The organism is Variovorax paradoxus (assembly GCF_030815855.1).
In the GTDB taxonomy this organism is placed as follows: Bacteria; Pseudomonadota; Gammaproteobacteria; order Burkholderiales; family Burkholderiaceae_C; genus Variovorax; species Variovorax paradoxus_M.
The window spans coordinates 4,272,598-4,287,617 of sequence record NZ_JAUSXG010000001.1 but is presented as its reverse complement, the minus strand read 5'-3'; the positions used below and the strand labels follow the sequence as shown (position 1 = coordinate 4,287,617).

The window sequence follows — 15,020 nt, the reverse complement described above, 5'->3', positions numbered from 1 at the left end:
TATCTAGGGTGTGAGGCGTCTACAACCACTAGATGTAGTGTTTTTCTGAAGATTCAACGACTGTGCGTATTTGTTTGCGCACGGCGCACCGCCAGCGATGCCCCATGAATACTGCCCTATGGTCGCGCAACCCGCATGGGCTGTGGCTTGCGAGCGGATTTGGGCCTGCAAGGCGCATGGTTGCTGAACCGGCGCTTTGAATTTTCAAGAATGTTGCGGCGCAAGAACACCGCATCGCAGGTCGCAGGCCGATTAAAAAAATTAGCGCTGCAGCACCTGCCCGGGGAACATCCGCGCACTCCAGCCGAGTTGCCCGCGCAGCAAGTGCCAGTCGAAGCCCGGGCCCGGATCCTGTTTGCGGCCCGGCGCAATGTGCTCGTGGCCTGCGATGTACGCGATGGCGTAGTGCTGCGCAATCGCGGGACAAAGACTGGCCAGCGTTTCGTATTGGGGCTCTTCGAAGGGCTCGCCTTCCAGGCCCTCGAGCTCGATACCGATCGAGTCGTCGTTGCAGTTCTCGCGGCCGCGCCACGACGACACGCCGGCATGCCAGGCCCGGTCGTCGCAACTCACGAACTGCCACAGCTCGCCGTTGCGCCGCACATAGAAATGCGAGGAAACCTCGAGGCCGCGAATGGATTGGAAATAAGGATGGGCGTCCCAGTCGAGCTGGTTGGCGAAGAGTTGCTGAACCGCATCGCCGCCGTATTCGCCGGGCGGCAGGCTGATCGAATGCAGCACGATCAGGTCGGTCTGCGCGCCCGCCGGCCTGGGGCCGAAATTCGGCGAGCGCAAGGCGCTGGCGAAGCGGTACCAGCCGGCGCGCCAGAGGCCGTCGTCCCCGGTGTTCGACGTGGCTTCAGTCGTCGGCATTGCTCGGGACACCTTCGTCGCCGTTGGGCGTGGTGATGCCCAGCCGCGCGATGCGGTAACGGATCTGGCGCAGGCTCATGCCGAGCCGCGCGGCAGCGGCCGTGCGGTTGAAGCCGCTCTCGTGCAGTGCGCGCACGAGAATCTCGCGCTCCTGCTGATCGAGGTAAGCCTGCAGATCGGACGGCAGCGGAGGCGGTGGGGTCTTGGGCTCTGCGAATACCGTGGCGCTTGGCGCGGCCGTGGCGAGCAGTTCGTCGCCCGCCGCGGTCGGAGAAGAAGAGGGAAGCGCGGATTCGGGCGCAGCAATGGCTGAGCCGGAGGGCATCGCGGCGAGCTGCCCCGCTCCCATCAGATCCAGGTGCAGTTCGTCACCGTCGTTGAGCGCCACCGCGCGGTGCAGCAGGTTTTCGAGTTCCCGCACATTGCCGTGCAGCGGATGCTGCGCAAGACGGCGCAGCAGTTCGGCGGAAAGATGCGGCACCGGCAGCCCGCCGTCGTGCGCAATGCGCGTGAGCAGCGCGGCACACAGGGCCGGCAGGTCTTCGCGCCGGTCGCGCAGGGCGGGCACCGCAATCTCGATCACGTTGAGCCGGTAGAAGAGGTCCTGGCGGAACCGGCCGGCATGGACCTCGGCGTGCAGATCCTTGTGCGTGGCGCTCACGATGCGAACGTCGACCGCGTCTTCCTGCGTCGAACCGATGGAACGCACGCTGCGCTCCTGGATCGCGCGCAGCAGCTTGGACTGCATCGCCAGCGGCAGGTCGCCGATTTCATCGAGGAACAGCGTGCCGCCGCGCGCGGCCTGGAAGTAGCCGTCGCGGTCTTGCGACGAGCCGGTGTACGAGCCCTTGCGCGCGCCGAAGAATTCGGCTTCGAGCAGGTTCTCGGGAATGGCGCCGCAGTTCACCGCGACGAACGGGCCGTCGCTGCGCTGGCTGCAGGCATGCACGGCGCGCGCCACCAGCTCCTTGCCGGTGCCGGATTCGCCGCGCACCAGCACCGGCGCCATGCCGCGAGCCACTTTGGCGATGCGCGACTTGACGAGGCGCATCGGCTCCGAGTCGCCCACCAGCCGGTCGAGCGCCGCGATGCCGCTGCCTGGAACGGCGGGTGTGTCGACGGCGCGTTCGCCTTGTGCCGCCGGTGTTGCCCGCATGACCTTGGCTGACGCCACCTGCTGCGCCTGCACCGCGGAAGCGACCACGGCGCGGAACTGCTTCAGGTCGACCGGCTTGGTCAGGTAGTCGAACGCGCCGGCCTTCAGCGCCTCGACCGCGTTCTCGGCGGAGCCGTAGGCCGTCATCACCACGCAGCGCTCGCTGCGCTGGTCCTTCTGGATGCGATGGATGATTTCCATGCCTTGGCCGTCGGGCAACCGCATGTCGGTGATCACCGCATCGAACTGGCCGGCTTCGAGGTGCTCCCATGCTTCCGAAACGCTGCCCGCGGCCTCCACGCGGTAGCCCTCGCGCAGCAGCGTCAGCTCGTACAGCGTGCGCAGGTCGGGTTCGTCGTCGATGACCAGGATATTGGCCGGACGCTGCATGGAAGGGGGGTTGGGAGTGCTCACGGCGCTATTGTGTCAGCCGGTTTTCGCTCGGCGCGAAGCTGACGAAGAATTCGTTGCCCTCGGGTCCGCCCGCGACCAGCGCGCGGCGCTCGTAGCCGATGGTGGCGCCATGGCGCCGGCACAGTTCGCGGCACAGGAACAGGCCGAGACCGCTGGAGCGGCTTTCGGAAGAGAAGAAAGGCTCGAACAGGTGGCGCTGCACCGCCGGCTCCAGCGGTGCGCCGTCGCTCCACACCTGAAGGCTCGGCCGGCCGGAACTGCCGCGCTGCGTGGTGGTGACGACCTGGATCGAGCCCTCGCGCTTGCCGGCATAGCGCGCCGCGTTGTCGAGCAGGTTCACGAGCAGCCGGCGCAGGTGTTCGGCGTCGAAGCGTACTTCGCTGTCGGCCGCATCGAGCGTGATCAGCACGCCCTGGCGCTGCGTCTGCCGCACCCATTCTTCGGCCAGTGCCCGCACCGCGGGGTCGAGCACGAGCTGTTCGCCGAGCGAGAGCACACGCTGCTGGCGCGCCCGCGAAACGTCGAGCACGTCGTCCACGATGCGCGCGAGCCGCTGTGCGTTGTGCTGCACCATGCTGGTCAGCTTGCGGTGCGCGGGATCGGTGAGGTCTTCGTTGAGCAGCGCGCTGGCCTGCGTGATGGCCGCCAGCGGATTGCGGATTTCGTGCGCCACCGCGGCCGACATGCGGCCCATGGCCGCGAGCTTCTCGGTGCGGATGCGGGCCTCGAGTTCGCGCAGGTCTTGCAGGAACATCACGCAGAGGCTGTCGACGCGCTGGTCGCTGGTGGGCGTGAGCCGCGTGCGCACGCGCACTTCGCGCGCCGCGCCGCGCGCCTGCGCCACCGGAATTTCCTCGGATTGCGGCGCGCGCCGCGCAAAGGTCTGGCGCGCCAGCGCGGCCAGTGCATGCCAGGCAGGTTGCGTGTGCAAGGCGAAGGGGAGGGGAAGCTTGGCCAGGCCTTGTCCGAGGATGGCGTCGGCCGCCGGATTGGCCGCGTGCACCAGGCCTTCGGCGTCGATCACCAGCACGCCTTCACTCAGCGTTTCGATCACCAGGTCGTTGACCTGCGCCTGCATCTGCGCGCTGCTGCGATTGCGCTCGGCGGTGGCTTCCTCGCGTGCGAGCCGCCGCGCGAGTTCGTGCGCCAGCAGCGCCACCACGAAGAGTCCGGTCCCCGTGAGCGCCGCCTGCACGAAGCGCGTGGAGGAATCGACCGGCTGCTGCAGCCAGTGCCAGCCCGCGTCGGCCAGCAGCAGCAGCGTGACGGTGGCCGTGGTTCCGAGGCCCACGGTCACCGTGCCGAGCACCGCGCTCATGAGCACTGGCAGCGCGAACAGCGGGGTGTAGTTGATGTTGCCGCCCTGCAGCACCTGGAGCGCCGTGAAGGTGCCCAGGTCGATGCCGATGGTCAGGAACCAGAGCGTTGCGAAACCCCGGATCGGCGGCGTGAAATGCGCGTAGCGGGCACCCAGCCAGGTGGCGACCAGGTAGCCGGCCGACAGCGCAACGGCCAGCGGCTGCATCGTCTGGCCGAGCGCGAGGGCCACGCCCTGAAGCAGCACCAGCACCAGCGCCACGAAGCAGCGTGCCGCCATGAAGCCGCGCCACAGCCGGAGCAGCGCAGCGCTTTCGCTGCGCCCCGGCTCGAGCACGTCCCAGTCGGTGATGGCCTCGGCGCGCGACCAGAGGGAGGAGCTCATGAAGGGAGCACCCGTTCAGCCGCGTTCGGCGGCTTCACGGTGCGCAGCACTGCAGTAGACCGCATCGCCCGGGCCGCCGAGCGCATCGCTCGCAGGCAGATGCAAGCCGCAATGGGCACAGCGCAGCATGGCCTTGGGCGGTGCCGGCGCGGCGGGCTGGCGCTGGGCGCGGGCCGCTTTCTCGCGCTGGGCGTCACGCATTTCTTCCCGGCGGTTCTTGCGCCAGAGCCAGATCGCCACCCACAGCACCGCGAGAACCAGCAGGTACTTCATGTCGTGCCGCGCGCCAGCACCACTTCGAGCACGAAGCGCGAGCCCACATACGCCAGCAGCAACAGCGCGGAGCCGGCGTACAGCACGCGGCGCGCCGTGCGGCCGCGCCAGCCGAAGCGGGCACGGCCGACCAGCAGCACGGCAAAGCTGATCCACGCAAGCACCGAGAACACCGTCTTGTGGTCCCACTTCCATCCGCGAACGGCGGCGCCGTACAGCGTTTCGCTGAACAAAAGGCCGGCGAGCAGCGTGGCGGAAAGCAGCACGAAGCCCGCCGTGACGAAGCGGAAGGTGAGCCGTTCGAGCGTGAGCAGCGGCACGCCGGCCTGCGGCTCGGTGGCGAGGCGGATCTGTTTTTCAGCCCGCGTGATGAGCCAGGCATGCACCACCGCGGCGCCGAACAATCCGTAGGAGGCGATGCCGAGCGCCAGGTGCAGCGGCAGCCAGGGCGACGCCGAGACGTGCAGCGGCGTGCCGGGAAACAGAATGGCCAGCAGCACCGCGGCCGCGCCGAGCCAAGCCAGCGCCCGCCGCACCTTCAGCTGCGGGTACATGCGGCTTTCGACCGCGTAGACCGTGAGCACCAGCCACGCCGTGACGGAAAGTGCCGGTGCAAAACCGAACCTCGGTTCGCTGCCGACCAGGCCGTGGCCCAGCACCGCGGCATGCAGCAGCCACGCGAGCCCAAGGGCCCACTGGGTAGCTTTGCGGCTCAGGCGGGCACCCGCGGCAGCGGCAAATCCGTAGGCAGCCGCGGTGGCGATGCCCAGCGCCACGGCAAGTGGGGAGGGGATCGCTAAAATCATTGCTGGAGTGTAATAGGCTCGCCCCCCGGTCTTCGCGCACTTCGTGTTGCGCGCGCCTTCCCTTGCCGGGGCAACACCTGCGGCCCGGCAAAGTCGGTTCCGCGGTGTTTCGCGAACAGGACGCAAGCGGCCGACACCACATCAGTCACGACTTTCCAATGACCCGCCGCGGCGGGCAGCAAGGCATCTCTTTCATGGCCACCGCCCTCACAGAAAAGTTCTCCCGCCTCGTCAAGACGATGAGCGGCCAGGCGCGCATCACCGAAAGCAACGTGCAGGACATGCTGCGCGAAGTGCGCATGGCCTTGCTCGAAGCCGACGTGGCACTGCCGGTGGTGCGCGATTTCGTGGCGCGCGTGAAGGAAAAGTCGCTCGGCCAGGAAGTGCTGGGCTCGCTCAAGCCGGGCCAGGCACTGGTCGGCATCGTGAACCGCGAGCTCGCCGCCACCATGGGCGAGGGCATTTCCGACATCAACCTCGCGGCGCAGCCGCCCGCGGTGATCCTGATGGCCGGCCTGCAGGGCGCGGGCAAGACCACCACCACCGCCAAGCTGGCCAAGCACCTGATCGAAAAGCGCAAGAAGAAGGTGCTGACCGTGTCGGGCGACGTCTATCGGCCCGCCGCCATCGAGCAGCTCAAGATGGTGACCAAGCAGGCCGGCGCCGAATGGTTCCCGAGCACGCCCGACCAGAAGCCGCTCGACATCGCACGCGCCGCGCTCGACCATGCCAAGCGCCATTTCTTCGACGTGCTGCTGGTCGACACGGCAGGCCGCCTCGCCATCGACGAAGTGCTGATGACCGAAATCAAGCAGCTGCACGGCGCGCTCGACCCGGTCGAAACCCTGTTCGTGGTCGACGCAATGCAGGGCCAGGACGCTATCAACACCGCCAAGGCCTTCAAGGAGGCGCTGCCGCTCACCGGCATCATCCTGACCAAGACCGACGGCGATTCGCGCGGCGGTGCGGCGCTGTCGGTGCGGCAGGTCACGGGCGTGCCGATCAAGTTCGCCGGCACCAGCGAGAAGATCGACGGCCTCGAGGTGTTCGACGCCGAGCGCCATGCGGGCCGCATCCTCGGCATGGGCGACATCGTCGCGCTGGTCGAGCAGGTCACGGCCGGCGTCGACGTGGCGGCGGCGCAGAAGCTCGCGGCCAAGGTGAAAAGCGGTGCGGGCTTCGACCTGAACGACTTCCTCGGCCAGCTGCAGCAGATGAAGCAGATGGGCGGCCTTTCCAGCCTGATGGACAAGCTGCCGCAGCAGATGGCCGCCAAGGCCACCGAGGCCGACATGACCCGTGCCGAACGCGATATCCGCCGCAAGGAAGGGATCATCCAGAGCATGACGCCGCTCGAGCGCCGCAAGCCCGAACTGCTGAAGGCCACCCGCAAGCGCCGCATTGCGGCCGGCGCGGGCGTGCAGGTTCAGGAAGTGAACCGCCTGCTCAACGAGTTCGAGCAGATGCAGGGAATGATGAAGAAGATGAAGGGCGGCGGCCTGATGAAGATGATGAAGAAGATGGGCGGCATGAAGGGCATGGGCGGGATGGGTGGTCCCGGCGGGCCGAAGCTCCCGTTCTAGTTATATGTAGAGAGAGATGGGACTGCTGCTGCTTCGGCAGCTGCCACCATAAAAAAAGCCGGCCTCGTGGCCGGCTTTCTCGTTTGCGCTGAGCTTCAGCGCATCAGGCTGTCGTCATCAGGCCGTCGCCAGTGCCGCAGGGCGCGCAAGGCGCACCGCATGCATCCAGGCGCGGCGCAGCACGGCCGGCGAACGCGATTCCTCGGGAATCAGCAGGAAGCCGCGGTCGCGCAGCGACGTGCCCAGGGCGATCTGGCTGGTCAGCACGGTCAGCGGAATGGCCAGCAGCAGCGGCAGGCCGACCGGCATGAGCCAGATCAGCGCGCTCGGATCGATCATTGCGACGCCGAGGGCCAGCGCGCCGACCACCAGGCTCATGGGAGCGAGCTGCGACACGGCAATCTTCCACGGCACGGCAGCGGCTTCGCGCGGAGGCGACTTCCAGTCGAGCTTGATGCCGGTGAGGGCAACCAGCACGAACAGCGAATGCGCCAGCATGCGAACCGGCGCTTGCACGATGGCCAGGCCGCTTTCGAGCACCGAGCTCTTCACCAGGCCCCACAGGCCGCCGTACTGGCGTTGCTCGCCGCGCATCAGCACGGCAGCGATGCCGAGCAGGCGGGGCAGGAACAACAGGCACAGGGTCCAGACCCACAGGCCGGCCAGTTCCGCCGGCAGCACGCTCCAGCTGGAGATCAGGCTCGAGCCGCTGAGCCACAGCGCGGTGCCGAGCGTCAGGAACGCAAGCCACAGCGGTGCCGAGGCATATGCCATGGTGCCGGTCACGAACATCGCGCGGTGTACCGGGTGGAGGCCGGGCTCGGCCATCAGGCGGGCGTTCTGCAGGTTGCCCTGGCACCAGCGGCGGTCGCGCTGCAGTTCGGCCAGCAGGTCTGGCGGTTGCTGTTCGTAGCTGCCGACCAGGTCGGCGCAAAGCCACACGTTGTAGCCCGCGCGGCGCATCAGCGCGGCTTCGACGAAGTCGTGCGACATGATGCCGCCCGACATGCCGCCGGTGCCCTTGATGGGCGCCAGCGCGCAGTGCTTCATGAAGGGCTCGACGCGGATGATCGCGTTGTGGCCCCAGTAGTGCGATTCGCCCAGTTGCCAGAACTGCATGCCCAGCGTGAACAGGCGGCCCGTCACGCGGGAAGCGAATTGCTGTGCGCGGGCATGCAGCGTCACGTGGCCGATGGCCTGCGTGGCGGTCTGGATGATGCCGGCGGTCGGGTTGGCTTCCATCAGCTTGACCATCGAGGTCAGGCAGTCGCCGCTCATCACGGAGTCGGCGTCGAGCACGACCATGTAGCGGTAGTCCTTGCCCCAGCGGCGGCAGAAGTCGGCCACGTTGCCGGCCTTGCGGTGCGTGCGGCGGGTGCGCAGGCGGTAGTACACCTCGACCTGCGGCTGGTTCGGGCTGTCGGCCAGCGCGGCGCGAAGGTCTTCCCAGGCGGCGCGCTCGGCGGCGGCGGTTTCGGGCGTGTAGCTGTCGGACAGCACGAACACGTCGAACTGCCTGGCGTGGCCGGTGGCCGCGACCGATTCGCAAGTGGCGCGCAGGCCGGCGAACACCGTGGCAACGTCTTCGTTGCAGATCGGCATGATGATCGCGGTGCGTGCTTCGGGGTTCATCGGGTGGTGGGCCACCTGCTTGACCGAGAGCGCGTGCTTGTCACCGCGCACCGAGACGTAGAAGCCCATCAGTGCCGTGACGAAGCCGGTGACGACCCAGCCCGACAGCAGGCCGTACAGGCCGATCTGGCCGTATTCGAGCCAGACGTTGTCGTAGTCGGGTTGCACGCCGGCAAACAGCGTGGAGGCGATCACGGTGCTCAGCACGGTGAGCAGCATGAAGGCGTTGCGGCGGCGGGCCGCGGCGCGCTGCCACGGCTGCTTGACCTGTGCGCCGGCTTCGGCGGTTTCGCTTTCCGGCTTGCCGCCGGCGCCGAGCTTGACCAGCAGGGCAGTGCCGATGCTGTTCCAGAAGCCGCGCCAGGGGCGGGGCACCATGGAGCCGCGGTTGACCGGCGGAGCGGTCACGGAATTGGGGTGGCGTTCTTCGCGCACCGGGCTGCGGTGCGAAAAGTCGGCTTCGGTCAGCACGTTCAGTTGCGAGAAGTCGTTCGGCTTCATGTGTGATTTACCAACGTTGCTTGTCGAGGGAAGGGGTGTCGCCAATGGCAGGAAAGCGCTTGATCACGCAATCCGGTTCGGCGCCGCCTGCGCTTGCGAGCGCGGCCATCGAATGCCCGGCGGCACGGGGCCGCGAGGGGGAAAACTGCTTTTGACGCAGGCCGTCGCGCTGCTGGCGCAGTGCGAAAGATGGGCTGTTGAGTGCTGTCATGCCTGTACAGGGGCAAACCCTGTGCCAGGCTGGAAAAACGCTTTCAGATCAACCACTTAGGGTGAGCTGGACGTGGTTTTCGAGGTTGGAACCGGTTGGAAGGCCCTGAAACCCCTCATTTTGTCGCCGAATCCCGACAAGCCTGGAAGGCTGGTGAAAAATGTCTTTTTAAATCAACAGCTTAGGGCCGTCGCTAGTCGGCGACAGGCTCGCTGCCTGGAGCGACAGCATCGGCCTTGAAGTGCCCCGGCGTGAGTTCGTGCTTCTGCAGCAGGCGGTAGAACTCGGTGCGGTTGCGGTCGGCCAGCCGGGCGGCGTCGGCCACGTTGCCGTCGGTCAGCTTGAGCAGGCCGACCAGGTAATCGCGCTCGAAACGCTGCTTGGCCTCGGCATAGGTCTGGACCTCGACCGTCGGCACGCGCAGCGCCCGCTGCACCAGCGCCAGCGGGATCAGCGGCGAGCTCGAAAGCGCGCAGACCTGCTCCACCACGTTGTAGAGCTGCCGCACATTGCCGGGCCAGGCCGCGGTCGCCAGCGCCTTGAGCGCCTCGGGCGCGAAGCCGGAGAGCCGCTTGCCGTACTTGGTCGAGAGCTTCTGCAGGAAGTGGTTGGCCAGGAGCGGAATGTCTTCGCGCCGGGCCGACAGCGGCGGCAGCGTGAGCGTGACCACGTTGAGCCGGTAGTAGAGGTCTTCGCGGAACTGGCCTGCTTCCATGGCCACGTCCAGGTCGCGGTGGGTGGCCGAGATGATGCGCACGTCGACCTCGATCGACTGGCTGGCGCCGAGCGGGCGCACCGCGCGCTCCTGCAGCACGCGCAGCAGCTTGACCTGCAGGGCGGGTGGCATGTCCCCGATTTCGTCGAGCAGCAGCGTGCCGCCGTCGGCCTGCTGGAACAGGCCCTTGTGGTTGGCATGCGCGTCGGTGAAGGCGCCCTTCATGTGGCCGAACAGTTCCGACTCGAGCAGCGCCTCGGGAATGGCGCCGCAATTGACGGCCACGAAGGGCTTCTCGGCGCGGGCGCTGGCGCGGTGAATGGCACGCGCCAGCAGTTCCTTGCCGGCGCCGCTGTCGCCGCGCAGCAGCACCGAGGCGTCCGACTTGGCGACCATGCGGGCTTCGGCCAGCAGCTCGGACATGCGGTTGCTGCGGCTCACGATTTCGGCGCGCCAGCTTTCGTCGCCCGCCTTGGCCGGCGTGCTGGCCGGTGCGCCGAGCGCCAGCGCCTGGGCGATCTTGTCGAGCAGCTCCCGGCCGTCGTAGGGCTTGGTGAGGTAGGTGAACACGCCTCGCGCGGTGGCCTCGACCGCATCGGGGATGGTGCCGTGGGCCGTGAGCAGGATCACCGGCAGCGAAGGGTGGCGCTTCCTGATTTCGTCGAACAGCTGGAGTCCGTCGCGTCCGGGCAGCCGCACGTCGCTGAGCACGAGTTGCGGATGCTCGATCTCGAGCTGCGTGAGCGCGGTCTCGGCCGAAGTCACGGCCGTGACCTGGTAGCCCACCGAACTCAGCCGCATCGAGAGCAGCCGCAGCATGTCGGCGTCGTCGTCCACCACCAGCAGGCGTGCGCCGGTCGTGCTCATCGAAAGAACGCTTTCTGAAACCGCTGGATGTTCATGGACTAAGGCTTGGCGCCGTTGGGTGGGGGCAAGGTCGTCGGCGCGGGAGCGTTCGGGCGCGCAAAGCTGCGCTCGATGGCGCGCAGCGCTTCGATGCGGTCATTGAGCTGGTCGATGCGGCGCTGGCTTTCGCGCACCTGCTGCGCCTGCTTGTCGCGGTCGTCCTCCACGCGGCGCTGCTCGACGTAGCGCGCAGCGAGTGCACGCGCGAGCGGCTGCAGCGGCTGGGCCTCGGGCGACGGGTTGGACATCACGCGCTGCATCAGGCCCAGGGCGCGCGCCAGGTCGGCCGGCGCACGCGTCTGGGCGAGCAGCAGTGCGAGCTGCATCTGCGCGCTGGGCGAATCGCCGGGGTCGCCGGCCCGGGTGATTTCCGCATTCAGCTCGGCACCGCCGAGCGGGCGGACCTTGTCGGCATACGCCAGCATGGCTGCGACCGGCCCTTGGGTCATCAGCGTGAAGAGCGATGCCGGCTGCGTGGCGGGTGCATTGGGCTCGGCCTCGACCGGCATCACGCGCGGAACCGCTGGCGGTGGCGGCGGCAGGGCGTTGGCCTCGGCCGGGGGCTCGGGCTGCGTCGCGCAGGCGGCCAGCAGCAGGGCGAAAGGCACGGCCATCGCCCCGGAGAAGGTCGAACTGCGGACGAGCGGAAAAAACATGGATCGACGAAAAAAAGACAAGAGGCGGTGTTTCAGGTGGATGCCCGAAGGCGTCACGAAGGATTCGCGGTGGGGTCGGGTCTCGGGTTCAGGCCGTGCGCGGCAGTTCGATGCGAAAGCGCGCACCAGGTCCGCCCGGCTGCAGGGTGATGCGGCCCCCATGGGCAGCAATGTACTCCTGCACGATCGAAAGACCGATGCCGGTCCCTTTGACCGCGTGCTCAGGCTGGCGTTCGCCCCGATAGAAGGGCTCGAAAATCCGGTCACGGTCGCCTTCGGCAATACCCGGGCCGGCGTCATTGACATCGATGCATGCCGACTCGGGCGTGCTGGACACCACGAGGGTGATCACCCCGCCGCGCGCCGAGTAGCGAATGGCGTTGGACAGCAGGTTGGCCACGGCGGTGCCGAGCTTGGTCCGGTCGACCGTGACCGTGAGCGGCTCGCCCTCGGCGCGCACGCGCAGGCCGTGGGCCTGCCACTGCAGGCGCTGCGCCTCGATCTGCTCTTCGATCAGCGGCAGCAGCTCGGTGCGTTCGCGGCGCAGTTCGCGCGCCTCGAAAGCCGCGGCATTGAAGCGCAGCAGCGCCTCGATCTGGCCTTGCAGCGACACGGTGTTCTGGTTCAGGATTTGCGTCACCTCCAGCTGCGCCGGATTCAGCGGGCCCGTCACGCCGTCTTCGAGCAGCGAAACGCCTTCCCTCAATGCGGCCAGCGGCGTTTTCAGTTCGTGCGAGACGTGGCGCAGAAAGCGCGCCTTGTCGGCGTCCAGTTCGGTCAGGCGCAGACGCAGCCATTCGAGCTGCTGCGACACGCGCCGGATGTCGGCCGGGCCGCGGATGTCGATCGGCTCGTCGAGCCGGTTCTGCCCCAGGCCGACGATGGCGTGCTCGAGCCGCTTGAACGGGCGCGCGAGCCAGATGCCGAAAGCCAGCGCCAGCGACACCGCCAGCACGCTCGCCGCCACCACTTCGCGCATCAGGCGGCGGCGTGCGTTCTCGATGCGCTTGGCCAGGGCGTCGTTCTGCGTCTCGATCAGGAACTGGGCCTGCTGCGCGAGGTTGGTGTTCAACGAATCGAGTTCGCGGAACTGCATTGCCATGCTGCTTTCGCGCGAAAGAGCGCTGTCGGCGCTGCCGCTCATCAGGCCTTCGATCACGCCGAGCTGGGCGCGCCACGCCTCCATGCCCACGGGCGCGAGGCCGTTCATCTCGAGCCGTTCGAGCACCTGGTGCGCTTCGCGGGCTGCGTCGTCGAAGCGGCGCCGCAGCACGGCGTCGTTCAGCACCAGCGACTGGCGTCCGGCACGCTCCATGGCCGCACTGCGCTCGGCCAGCGACTGGGCCGCGCCCGAGAGCCGCAGCGCGCGGGCGGCCGCATCGCGGCTCTGGGTCATGAGCGCGTCGTACTGGAATACCGAGCGCAACACCACGCCCACGAGCAGGGCGGTAATCAGCAGAAACGCGAAAAGGAGGAGCTGCTGGAACGAGCCCCGCGTCGATGGCCGCTTCGCCATCAGGCGGCGAGCGCGGCGGTCACCGGCGCCGTCGACGATTCGCGTGTAGCCACTTCGCCGCGCAGCGTGTACGCGAGCGAGCGCGTGATGCGCAGATCGGCCATCTGCCCGACCAGCCGTGCGTCGCCTTCGAAGTTGACGACGCGATTGCACGCGGTGCGGCCCATCAGCTCGTTCGCGTCCTTGCGGGAGGCCCCCTCGACCAGCACGCGCTGCGTGGTGCCGACCAGCGCATCGCCGAAGCGGCGCACGTTGCCGTCGATCACGCGTTGCAGCGTCTGCAGGCGCGCTAGCTTCACCTCGTGCGGCGTATCGTCTTGCAGTGCCGCGGCGGGCGTGCCGGGGCGCGGGCTGAAGATGAAGCTGAAGCTGTTGTCGAACTGGCAGTCGTCGATCAGCTTCATCATCTTGGCGAAGTCTTCATCGGTCTCGCCGGGGAAGCCGACGATGAAGTCGCTGCTCAGGGCCAGCTCGGGGCGGATGGCGCGCAGCTTGCGGACCGTGCTCTTGTATTCCATCGCGGTGTAGCCGCGTTTCATGGCCATCAGGATGCGGTCGCTGCCGTGCTGCACGGGCAGGTGCAGGTGGCTCACGAGCTGCGGCACCTTGGCGTAGGCCTCGATGAGCCGCGGCGTGAATTCGTTCGGGTGGCTCGTGGTGTAGCGGATGCGCTCGATGCCCGGAATCTCCGCGACGTATTCGATGAGCAGTGCGAAGTCGGCAATCTCGGCCGTGTCGCCCATCTTGCCGCGGTAGGCGTTCACGTTCTGCCCCAGCAGCGTGACCTCGCGCACGCCCTGGTCGGCCAGGCCGGCAATTTCCACCAGCACGTCGTCGAGCGGGCGGTTCACTTCCTCGCCGCGGGTGTAGGGCACCACGCAGTAGCTGCAGTATTTGGAGCAGCCTTCCATGATCGACACGAAGGCGGTCACGCCCTCGACGCGCGCCGGCGGCAGGTGGTCGAACTTCTCGATCTCGGGAAAGCTGATGTCCACCTGCGGGCGGTCCAGCCGCTCGCGGTCGTTCAGCATGTCGGGCAGGCGGTGCAGCGTCTGCGGGCCGAACACGATGTCGACGTAGGGCGCGCGCGCAATGATGGCCGCGCCTTCCTGGCTCGCCACGCAGCCGCCCACGCCGATCTTCACGCCCTTGGCCTTCAGGTGCTTCACGCGGCCGAGGTCGGAGAACACCTTTTCCTGGGCTTTTTCGCGCACCGAACAGGTGTTGAACAGGATCAGGTCGGCCTCGTCCACGTTCTGGGTGGGCTCGTAGCCCTGCGCGGCGTTCAGCACATCGGCCATCTTGTCCGAGTCGTACTCGTTCATCTGGCAGCCGAAGGTTTTGATAAAGACTTTTTTGCTCATGGGGTGCTCTCTGGGCCTTCCCTGGCCGGGAAGGCGGAAGGCAGGGACGCCCGCGGCGTCCTGCGGCACAGCGGGCGAGGGCCCGCCGGCATTTTTCTATTGCGTGTTGACGGTGTCGTTCGAGGTGAACGGCCAGATGTTCAGGAGCGGCTTGTCGAGCGATTCGCGCCGGGCCACGGCTTCGTCGGGCGTCAGGATCCAGACCTCGCGCAGCAGGCCCGCCGCGTCGCGCGTGTAGTTGACGAGGAATTTCTGGCCGGTGATGGCGCTCGACATGACCAGCATGTTCTGCGGGCTGCGAATGCGCCCGGCGGGCGCCATGCGATCGGGCTTGCCGTCGAGTTCGACGTCGACCCCGTCGATCACCATGAACTTGCCGCGCAGCGTGCCGACCGGGAACGTGCGGCCGCCCACCAGGGACTCGTTCTGTGTCTGCGGCCGGGGCACATCGGCCTGGGCCGCGGCATCAATGGAAAAAAGGCTTGCAGCTACTGTGCAAAGCGCTATGAAAGTGAGAGCATTCATGGGTTTCTTGCAGCGGTTCATGGGGTATATCCAGAGGCTGTGGAGCGGCGATTTTAGCGAGAGGGCATTCCCTTCGTGCCGGCCACACGGGTTGTTTGCGGGCGTTTCGGTTGACCTGCTTTACATATCTTTACGGTGCCCATGAATTCAGTGCGTCGACCGCTGCTCCAATAGTCGCTGTCAGCCC

Annotated in this window: 13 protein-coding genes; 1 reads left to right on the top strand and 12 read right to left on the bottom strand. The window is 67.5% G+C overall.

Annotated elements, in window-relative coordinates:
• Positions 1-261 precede the first annotated feature (261 nt).
• The 5 genes from ampD to QFZ42_RS20570 are packed head-to-tail and all read right to left on the bottom strand — an operon-like array spanning position 262 to position 5,224.
• Complete coding sequence (ampD, locus tag QFZ42_RS20590; RefSeq protein ID WP_307702745.1) at positions 262-873, bottom strand: 1,6-anhydro-N-acetylmuramyl-L-alanine amidase AmpD; 612 nt, start codon at positions 871-873, stop codon at positions 262-264.
• On the bottom strand, positions 860-2,419 hold the full coding sequence (locus QFZ42_RS20585; RefSeq protein WP_307704277.1) for a sigma-54-dependent transcriptional regulator: 1,560 nt from the start codon (positions 2,417-2,419) through the stop codon (positions 860-862). The genes ampD and QFZ42_RS20585 overlap by 14 nt, the downstream gene beginning before the upstream one ends.
• Before the next feature lie 28 nt (positions 2,420-2,447).
• Entirely contained in the window at positions 2,448-4,145 is a 1,698-nt protein-coding gene (locus tag QFZ42_RS20580) for a two-component system sensor histidine kinase NtrB (protein WP_307702744.1), read from the bottom strand.
• A gap of 15 nt (positions 4,146-4,160) precedes the next feature.
• Positions 4,161-4,418: a PP0621 family protein gene (locus QFZ42_RS20575; protein WP_307702743.1), complete on the bottom strand. Its 258-nt coding sequence runs from the start codon at positions 4,416-4,418 to the stop codon at positions 4,161-4,163.
• The gene (locus tag QFZ42_RS20570) at positions 4,415-5,224 is read right to left on the bottom strand and encodes a cytochrome C assembly family protein (RefSeq protein ID WP_307702742.1); all 810 of its coding nucleotides are present in this window, start codon (positions 5,222-5,224) and stop codon (positions 4,415-4,417) included. Before QFZ42_RS20570 ends, QFZ42_RS20575 begins: the two co-directional genes overlap by 4 nt.
• Before the next feature lie 194 nt (positions 5,225-5,418).
• Between QFZ42_RS20570 and ffh the strand changes: the two genes are divergently transcribed.
• Positions 5,419-6,807, top strand: a complete 1,389-nt coding sequence (gene ffh / locus QFZ42_RS20565; RefSeq protein WP_307702741.1) for a signal recognition particle protein — start codon at positions 5,419-5,421, stop codon at positions 6,805-6,807.
• Positions 6,808-6,924: 117 nt separating this feature from the next.
• Here the strand turns inward: ffh and mdoH are convergent, their stop codons facing one another.
• The 7 genes from mdoH to QFZ42_RS20530 all read right to left on the bottom strand — a co-directional run bounded on the left by mdoH (position 6,925) and on the right by QFZ42_RS20530 (position 14,833).
• Complete coding sequence (gene mdoH / locus QFZ42_RS20560) at positions 6,925-8,940, bottom strand: glucans biosynthesis glucosyltransferase MdoH (RefSeq protein ID WP_307702740.1); 2,016 nt, start codon at positions 8,938-8,940, stop codon at positions 6,925-6,927.
• Between the two features lie 7 nt (positions 8,941-8,947).
• Positions 8,948-9,151, bottom strand: a complete 204-nt coding sequence (locus QFZ42_RS20555) for a hypothetical protein (protein ID WP_307702739.1) — start codon at positions 9,149-9,151, stop codon at positions 8,948-8,950.
• A gap of 193 nt (positions 9,152-9,344) precedes the next feature.
• Positions 9,345-10,733, bottom strand: a complete 1,389-nt coding sequence (locus QFZ42_RS20550) for a sigma 54-interacting transcriptional regulator (protein ID WP_307702738.1) — start codon at positions 10,731-10,733, stop codon at positions 9,345-9,347.
• A gap of 38 nt (positions 10,734-10,771) precedes the next feature.
• Positions 10,772-11,428 carry a hypothetical protein gene (locus tag QFZ42_RS20545; RefSeq protein ID WP_307702737.1) on the bottom strand — a complete coding sequence of 219 codons (657 nt, stop codon included), beginning with the start codon at positions 11,426-11,428 and terminating at the stop codon, positions 10,772-10,774.
• An 88-nt stretch (positions 11,429-11,516) separates the two neighbouring features.
• Complete coding sequence (locus QFZ42_RS20540) at positions 11,517-12,944, bottom strand: sensor histidine kinase (protein WP_307702736.1); 1,428 nt, start codon at positions 12,942-12,944, stop codon at positions 11,517-11,519.
• On the bottom strand, positions 12,944-14,308 hold the full coding sequence (gene miaB, locus QFZ42_RS20535; RefSeq protein WP_307702735.1) for a tRNA (N6-isopentenyl adenosine(37)-C2)-methylthiotransferase MiaB: 1,365 nt from the start codon (positions 14,306-14,308) through the stop codon (positions 12,944-12,946). The genes QFZ42_RS20540 and miaB overlap by 1 nt, the downstream gene beginning before the upstream one ends.
• A 96-nt stretch (positions 14,309-14,404) precedes the next feature.
• Positions 14,405-14,833: a hypothetical protein gene (locus QFZ42_RS20530; protein WP_307702734.1), complete on the bottom strand. Its 429-nt coding sequence runs from the start codon at positions 14,831-14,833 to the stop codon at positions 14,405-14,407.
• Positions 14,834-15,020: the final 187 nt, after the last annotated feature.